The following is a 6,272-nucleotide window of genomic DNA, read 5'->3' as shown; positions in this document are numbered from 1 at the left end:
TCCGAATTGAATGACTATGTAAATGGGCTGTGTTTAAATCAGCCCCTATGAACGACAAAAGTATGGCTAGAAGAGCTAATTCCCTGAAACAGTTTTTCTACAGCCTCGTTATACGGAAAAATAGTGAAAGTAATTTATCTTATACCTTTAATTTTATTCATTGCTGACATCTCTTCTGCGAATGAGTTGGTTGTTTCATACGCTCCATCGGCCACCGCTAAAGCTGATACAGATGAAAGTGAGATGAACGGCAGCCCATATTCGAGATTGAGCCTGGATTCTGGAACAGCTAAAGGCGTGCGTTGGGTGCCTCACTCCAAACTATATTACGTCGATTTTACTTTGCTTGAGTCAGAAAGAGATGCTCAAGGTGAGAATAACAACAATTATAAATCAGTATCGTCCGGGGTTCGTTTTATACGAGAATTCACTATTGATGAAGACCTAAACGCATATTTAGGTTGTACTACTGGGGTTGGGGCAGCTGAATTTAGCATTGATCGAAGTAAAATTAGGTCTATGGCTGAGGCATCTTTTAAAGGTGGGCTGGTATTTAGAGATACATTTACTGTTGGCCCTGAAATAAAATTCCAATTTGTTGGCAGTCCTGGTGAGACCGTGGCTCGTGTCCTGTTATTTAACCTCAACGCGGGGTTCAGGTTCTGACGTATAACGATGCGCTGCAGACCGACGTCTAACTTTGTGCACTTTATGCGCGGTCGCTACGCTCCTATTTTCGCGCATAAAGCGCCCAAAGTTAGCCGCGGCTGAGCGCGGCGTTAACTGTCGAATGAAAAACGTACTTACTTTCATCTTTGCACTAGCTTCATCAAGCAGCTATGGAACAAGCTGTTGGAATGAGTTCGTTGAGTCAGAAGTCGCTAGAGAGTCTGAAACAAGCAGATTTCAAGCGAAGATAAATAGGGCTGAGTACATTTTCGTCGGAGAAGCATTATCAACCCTGAAAACAACAATTCATTCCAAAGGGGAAGAAGAGGCAGTTGTTAAACTTTCAACGAGATTTGAGGCCAGAAAGTTCCTAAAAGGTAAAGTTCGTGAAGATGTAAACGTAGAAGGCAGGTTCGGCTGTGGCTGCCACTATGATTTTTCTGTCGGCGTTGAATACTTGGTTTTGGCCTCCAAAGAAAGTAATTCTAGCAGTTTAGTAACGGTTTCATGTGACCTTATTCGGCCAGCGGAAGAAACCTATATAAAGTTGTTTGAAGAAGAGCTGAGTAAGGAGTAGCAAAAATTCGTCTATTACCAATTAGCTCTGAGGTATGGGTGCCGACCAGCGGCTTGTGCCACGCCGCAGTTAACAATTCGTTGCAGGGGACGTGCTACAATATGCACCTTTCGCGCGGGTCGCTGCGCTCCCATTATCGCGCAAAAGGCACATATTGCAGCACGCCCATGAACTCAGCGTTAGTTTGGCGTACCAACAAAAATTGAACAAGGTAGGTTGGGTAAAGCGCGGTGCAAGTAGCTGGCAATTCGGTATAAAAGTAAGTGCCAGCTTGTGGTTACTCGGCTTCGTTCCTGGTGCCTTCGTTTAAGGCCGCAGAAATTGGCAATCACAAACCAGTATTGTGGGTTGCCAGTAAGAAAGTTTATCGGTGCGGGAAGTTTGGTATTCTTTCCCGTATTTATCGGGCGGTGGCCCTCCGCTGCGCTCCGGGCGAAGTGCCAATAGCAGGTGCGGAGTGCGCCGCCACTAACCATTCGTTGCAGGGGACAGGCTACAATATGCACCTTTTGCGCAGGTCGCTGCGCTCCCATTTTTGCGCAAAAGGCACATATTGCAGCCTGCCCCTGAACTCGGCGTTAAATGCCCAGGCTTCGTCGCTTTTGGGCTTGGTGTTCGGGCGCGGCTTGGCAGTAGTTTTCAGGCAAAACACAGTCGCCAGTCAGTCATCGGTTTTGGCGGGTAGCTCGGTGTTCAGGTCGCGGCGCAATCCGGCGTAAATTTCGTGCAACATCTGCGCATAGGGTGTTCTGGTTCCTGGCGCTATCGGTCGCGCTAGTGCAACGTATCGGGAGTAGGCATTCAGGCTTGGGTGTCACAACAAAGTGCCGGGTAAACGGCATCTAACCAGGCGCATCAATTCGCGGCCCGGGGGCCGCCGGACGCCCTTTGCATTGCGGCTGCGCCTCCATTCCAAGGGCGCCGTTGTGCGCAGCGTTAAGTGCAAGGAAATATAGGAGCATGGAAGCAGAAAACATTCATTTAATCGTGGAAATAGGGCTTCATGAGAATTGCATGAAGGGGCGGGCTGGCTATAAATCTGGGATTCGACCAAATCACTGGATTCCCGGAAGAGATTACACTTTCATTGGTCAGCTAAATTTTATAGATCGCGAATGGCTTGAACCTGGTCAATCCTGCAAAGCAGATGGTAGATTCATCGTTGCGTCTCAAGATATAGAGCTATTTGTTCCTGGCTTTGCTTGGCATGTATGTGAGGCCAACAAAATAATGGGCTATGCCAAAGTAGTTGAGGTGGTTGGCACTTAACCAGGCAATGCAGCCGACGGCTAAATTTGTGCACTTTTTGTGCGGTCGCTGCGCTCCCAATTTCGCACAAAAAATACACAAATTTAGCCGCGTCTGATTGCGGCGTTAAATTCGATACATGATTCGACCTATTGCAGCAATTTTTATTGTTCTCCTCATGCTCTTTGCACTGAACCAATGGCGGCAAAGCGTAGAAAAGGCAAAGATATTAACTGAGCTGAGGGAGGTTCAAGGCGAACTACAGTGTGGTGAGCTCGGAGGTGAGCTTAGCCCAGTTTGTCTGAGTGGCCACGAAATGTGCATCATCCAATACGAAGATGCGGGGAAAAGCTGCATTAGCAGCTCCCAATGCCAAGGGGAATGTCGCGTTTACGAAAAAAAATGGGATCAACTCATGGCAAAAGGGCAATGCTCCAGCTCCAACAATCCTTGTGGATGCTGGGCAAATGTAGAACTTGGAATGGTCGTCCACCGGGTGTGCCACGACTGAATTTAACGAGCGCAGGCACAGGGACAAAATTTCCGCTGCGCTCCAATTTTGCCCGTGCTGCGGGCGTTAGTTTGGCGTACCAACAAAAATTGAACAAGGTAGGTTGGGTAAAGCGCGGTGCAAGTAGCTGGCAATTCGGTATAAAAGTAAGTGCCAGCTTGTGGTTACTCGGCTTCGTTCCTGGTGCCTTCGTTTAAGGCCGCAGAAATTGGCAATCACAAACCAGTATTGTGGGTTGCCAGTAAGAAAGTTTATCGGTGCGGGAAGTTTGGTATTCTTTCCCGTATTTATCGGGCGGTGGCCCTCCGCTGCGCTCCGGGCGAAGTGCCAATAGCAGGTGCGGAGTGCGCCGCCACTAACCATTCGTTGCAGGGGACAGGCTACAATATGCACCTTTTGCGCAGGTCGCTGCGCTCCCATTTTTGCGCAAAAGGCACATATTGCAGCCTGCCCCTGAACTCGGCGTTATATGCCTTCGAGGATCTGAGCATTGCCAAAACAAGTATTGATGTCAGTTTTTCTACTGATTTCTAGCACAACGATTGCTTGTGATCATCTTCACATACCTACAAGAATCGAGATACTCGGGCAGAATAAAGTACCAACTAAAGAAAATCCGATTATCTTGCGAGTGATCGCGCCTAAAGAACATCAAGGCTGGGAGCTTTCTGGCGGAGCGTACATTAAGGGTGAAAGTCAAATACCATTTGCTAGTTTTACGGATGATGATCCAAAGGTAGAAATTTTTGAACTTTTTGGTACATCTGAAATATTTTCCGGTAGTAAGCTAGCTTTAACGTACACACCTAAGCCAAGAATGGATGAAAGTGGTGAGATATTATACAGCTTGTGTGGCCACATTGAAGAAGTGCAGTGGGGCATATAACCAGGCCAGGCAGTACGCTCCGGCGCTGCGCGCCTCCGCCGGACGGCCTACACAACGCGCTTCGCGCTAAATACGTTACGGCCGCCGCTGCTGGCGGCGTTAGGCAACCACAATGACAAAGTATTTAGTGTTTGGTACAGCTCTCGGATTGCTTGCTTTGCTTGTGGTTATGGGCGCAATTTCCTCTTCAGGAGATTCTACTGGGGTGGTAGGGAAGCTCCTCCTCATCTTGTGGTGTGTATGGGCACCTTTAGTATCAGTGGTTCTACTATCTATCGCATACAAAAGATCAGTTGAGTACTCGCTCATCTTTGCAGGAGCATTCATTGGCAGCTTTGGTTTTTCCTTTTATATTCTGGCCCAAACGTCGAGTTGGGTCTTAAAAAGTGGTCCTTTGCAAGAGGCCGCGCTAGTTTTTATGGTAATGCCCACTGGTCTTTTGCAGAGTTCATTAGTTGGAGGTGGTTTAGGTTTCATAGGTGTTCTGGTACATCGGAGGCTACGGCGTGCCTAACCAGGCGCTGCTGAGGGACAGTTTACTTTATGCACCTTTGTGCGGCTCGCTACGCTCACATTCTCACACAAAGGTGCATAAAGTAAACTGCCCCAGAGCGCAACGTTAGGTGGCAGTAGGGCCATGTTCAAAGCAATAAAAAAATTATTCGAAAAAGAAGAGCCATTGCGTGTTCAGAACGTCAAACTCGGGTCAATGGTTTTCGATAAACGGACCAATACATGGGAAACTGATGAGGGTGAAATTTTTCACTCAGTTCCTGGAGATAATGGCGGCCCTTCCGAATCAGCTATCGACTTTGTAGTAAGTACGTTAAATCAATTAGAAAAATTTTGGCAAAAGTGCCAGTCAGATCTTGAGTACATAGCCCATAGCTATGACACAATCAGTACATCTGATTCAGCTAAAAAAATATTTAAAGTATCAGCACTGTCAGTGAATTCTGCTGATCATAAAGAGTGGGAAATATGCTTTGAAAGTTTCCCGGAATATAAGTGGCTGTATGTCGGCATGCATTTCTCAGGCGAAGAGCTCGTAGCTAACGACATATCCACTTAGTGTCAACTTTGAACCGCGACAAAAATTATTGCGCATAAAATAGCTCCGCAGGTGTTCGATACTGGTGTCGTTTTCTCGGCCTGGAGTTAAGTTCATCAGCTATGCGGTCGCACTGCTGCTGGGTTAGATTCTCCATTGAATCGCCCTTTGGGATGTATTGACGGATCAAACCATTGGCATTTTCATTGCTCCCTCGCTCCCATGAGTGGTAGGGATTGGCGAAGTAAAACTTAACGGAAGAATGAGCCTCAATAGCTTTGTACTGATGAAACTCGGTTCCGTTGTCAGCCGTAATCGTTTTGAAGGCCAAGGGTTCTCGGCTGATCAACCGTTTTGTCTTCTTGTTCAACGAACGGGTGGATCGATCTTTAAGCTTGCCGATCATTATAAATCCAGTTTTTCGTTCAACCAGTGTGACAATGCAGTCGGTCGACCCTTTGCCCATAACAGTATCGATTTCCCAGTGACCCTTGTAGCGTCTGGTTTCTACTGTTTTGGGTCGCTCTGTAATGTGTCGTTTATCGGCTAGTCGCCCCCTACTGTCATAGGCTTTATAGCGCTTTCGGCGGATCTTTGGTGACTGACGAAGGTGCGTCCACAAGTTGCCGCCATTAGCCTTGTCGCGCCATATGTACAGATAGATGGTTTCATGTGAGAAGCAGGGTTGCTTCAAACGGCGAAGGTGACCGGTGATTTGCTCAGGGCTGAACTTCTTTCTAAGAAGCTGTCGGACCACCTTGAAATCGGAATCAGAGTAGTGCTTATTGCGCCGAGAGCGCCTTCTTCTGGCTACCGTTCGACGTTGGGCCTTACTGGGCCGGTATGCACCGTCGATATGGTAGCAGCGGTTGCGCTCCAGCTCGCGATACAATGTGCTGTGGTGCCGGCCCATTTTTTCGGCGATCTTTCGCATAGAAAGGCCTTGTAATTTTAGGGTGGAAAGGACTACCCTTTCGTCTGAGGTAAGCTGTTGGTATTCCATAGACTTTTTCAACTTCTTGGCGGGAGTGGAAAAAGGCTGATACTACAGCTTGCCTCTCTTATTTCAAAATGTGTCGCACTTAGTATATGAATTCGGGTGGTATAACAAGGCCAGGCTGAGGGACGGTTTACGCAACGCGCTTCGCGCTAAAAGCGCTCCAACTGGCAACGTTATTGGGCAACATGAACAAACTCAGTACTATGGCTGTAGCCTCTATTTGTAGTGGTCAAGTGATTTAGGCCACCGTCTTTTGAGTTTTCCAGTAGGCCTGCTCTGCCACATTGGGCGGCAACCCGTCGTTGTGCTTATGCGGCCGCAACGCGCTGT

6 protein-coding genes are annotated in these 6,272 nt (G+C 47.7%); 5 read left to right on the top strand and 1 reads right to left on the bottom strand.

Annotation, left to right across the window (positions count from 1 at the left end; all coding sequences use genetic code 11):
* Positions 1 to 123 precede the first annotated feature (123 nt).
* The 5 genes from AC6R19_RS22550 (at position 124) to AC6R19_RS22530 (ending at position 4,963) form a co-directional block, all read left to right on the top strand.
* Complete coding sequence (locus AC6R19_RS22550; RefSeq protein WP_500582123.1) at positions 124 to 666, top strand: hypothetical protein; 543 nt, start codon at positions 124 to 126, stop codon at positions 664 to 666.
* Between the two features lie 124 nt (positions 667 to 790).
* Positions 791 to 1,246 carry a hypothetical protein gene (locus AC6R19_RS22545; protein ID WP_500582122.1) on the top strand — a complete coding sequence of 152 codons (456 nt, stop codon included), beginning with the start codon at positions 791 to 793 and terminating at the stop codon, positions 1,244 to 1,246.
* Positions 1,247 to 2,206: 960 nt separating this feature from the next.
* Positions 2,207 to 2,515, top strand: a complete 309-nt coding sequence (locus AC6R19_RS22540) for a hypothetical protein (RefSeq protein ID WP_500582121.1) — start codon at positions 2,207 to 2,209, stop codon at positions 2,513 to 2,515.
* A gap of 980 nt (positions 2,516 to 3,495) precedes the next feature.
* Entirely contained in the window at positions 3,496 to 3,891 is a 396-nt protein-coding gene (locus tag AC6R19_RS22535) for a hypothetical protein (RefSeq protein WP_500582120.1), read from the top strand.
* A gap of 637 nt (positions 3,892 to 4,528) precedes the next feature.
* Positions 4,529 to 4,963, top strand: a complete 435-nt coding sequence (locus tag AC6R19_RS22530) for a hypothetical protein (protein WP_500582119.1) — start codon at positions 4,529 to 4,531, stop codon at positions 4,961 to 4,963.
* A 25-nt stretch (positions 4,964 to 4,988) separates the two neighbouring features.
* On the opposite strand, the gene AC6R19_RS22525 is transcribed toward AC6R19_RS22530, so the two are convergent.
* On the bottom strand, positions 4,989 to 5,945 hold the full coding sequence (locus tag AC6R19_RS22525) for an IS30 family transposase (protein ID WP_500582118.1): 957 nt from the start codon (positions 5,943 to 5,945) through the stop codon (positions 4,989 to 4,991).
* Positions 5,946 to 6,272 lie beyond the last annotated feature (327 nt).

It is taken from the genome of Microbulbifer sp. SE14, assembly GCF_059834885.1.
This window is presented reverse-complemented; position numbering and strand designations above follow the sequence as displayed.

Excerpts from the sequence above, each read along its gene's own strand:
- AC6R19_RS22545 (WP_500582122.1), top strand. The coding sequence starts at position 791 with ATGAAAAACGTACTTACTTTCATCTTTGCACTAGCTTCATCAAGCAGC.
- AC6R19_RS22540 (WP_500582121.1), top strand. The coding sequence starts at position 2,207 with ATGGAAGCAGAAAACATTCATTTAATCGTGGAAATAGGGCTTCATGAG.
- AC6R19_RS22530 (WP_500582119.1), top strand. The coding sequence starts at position 4,529 with ATGTTCAAAGCAATAAAAAAATTATTCGAAAAAGAAGAGCCATTGCGT.
- AC6R19_RS22525 (WP_500582118.1), bottom strand. The coding sequence starts at position 5,945 with ATGGAATACCAACAGCTTACCTCAGACGAAAGGGTAGTCCTTTCCACC.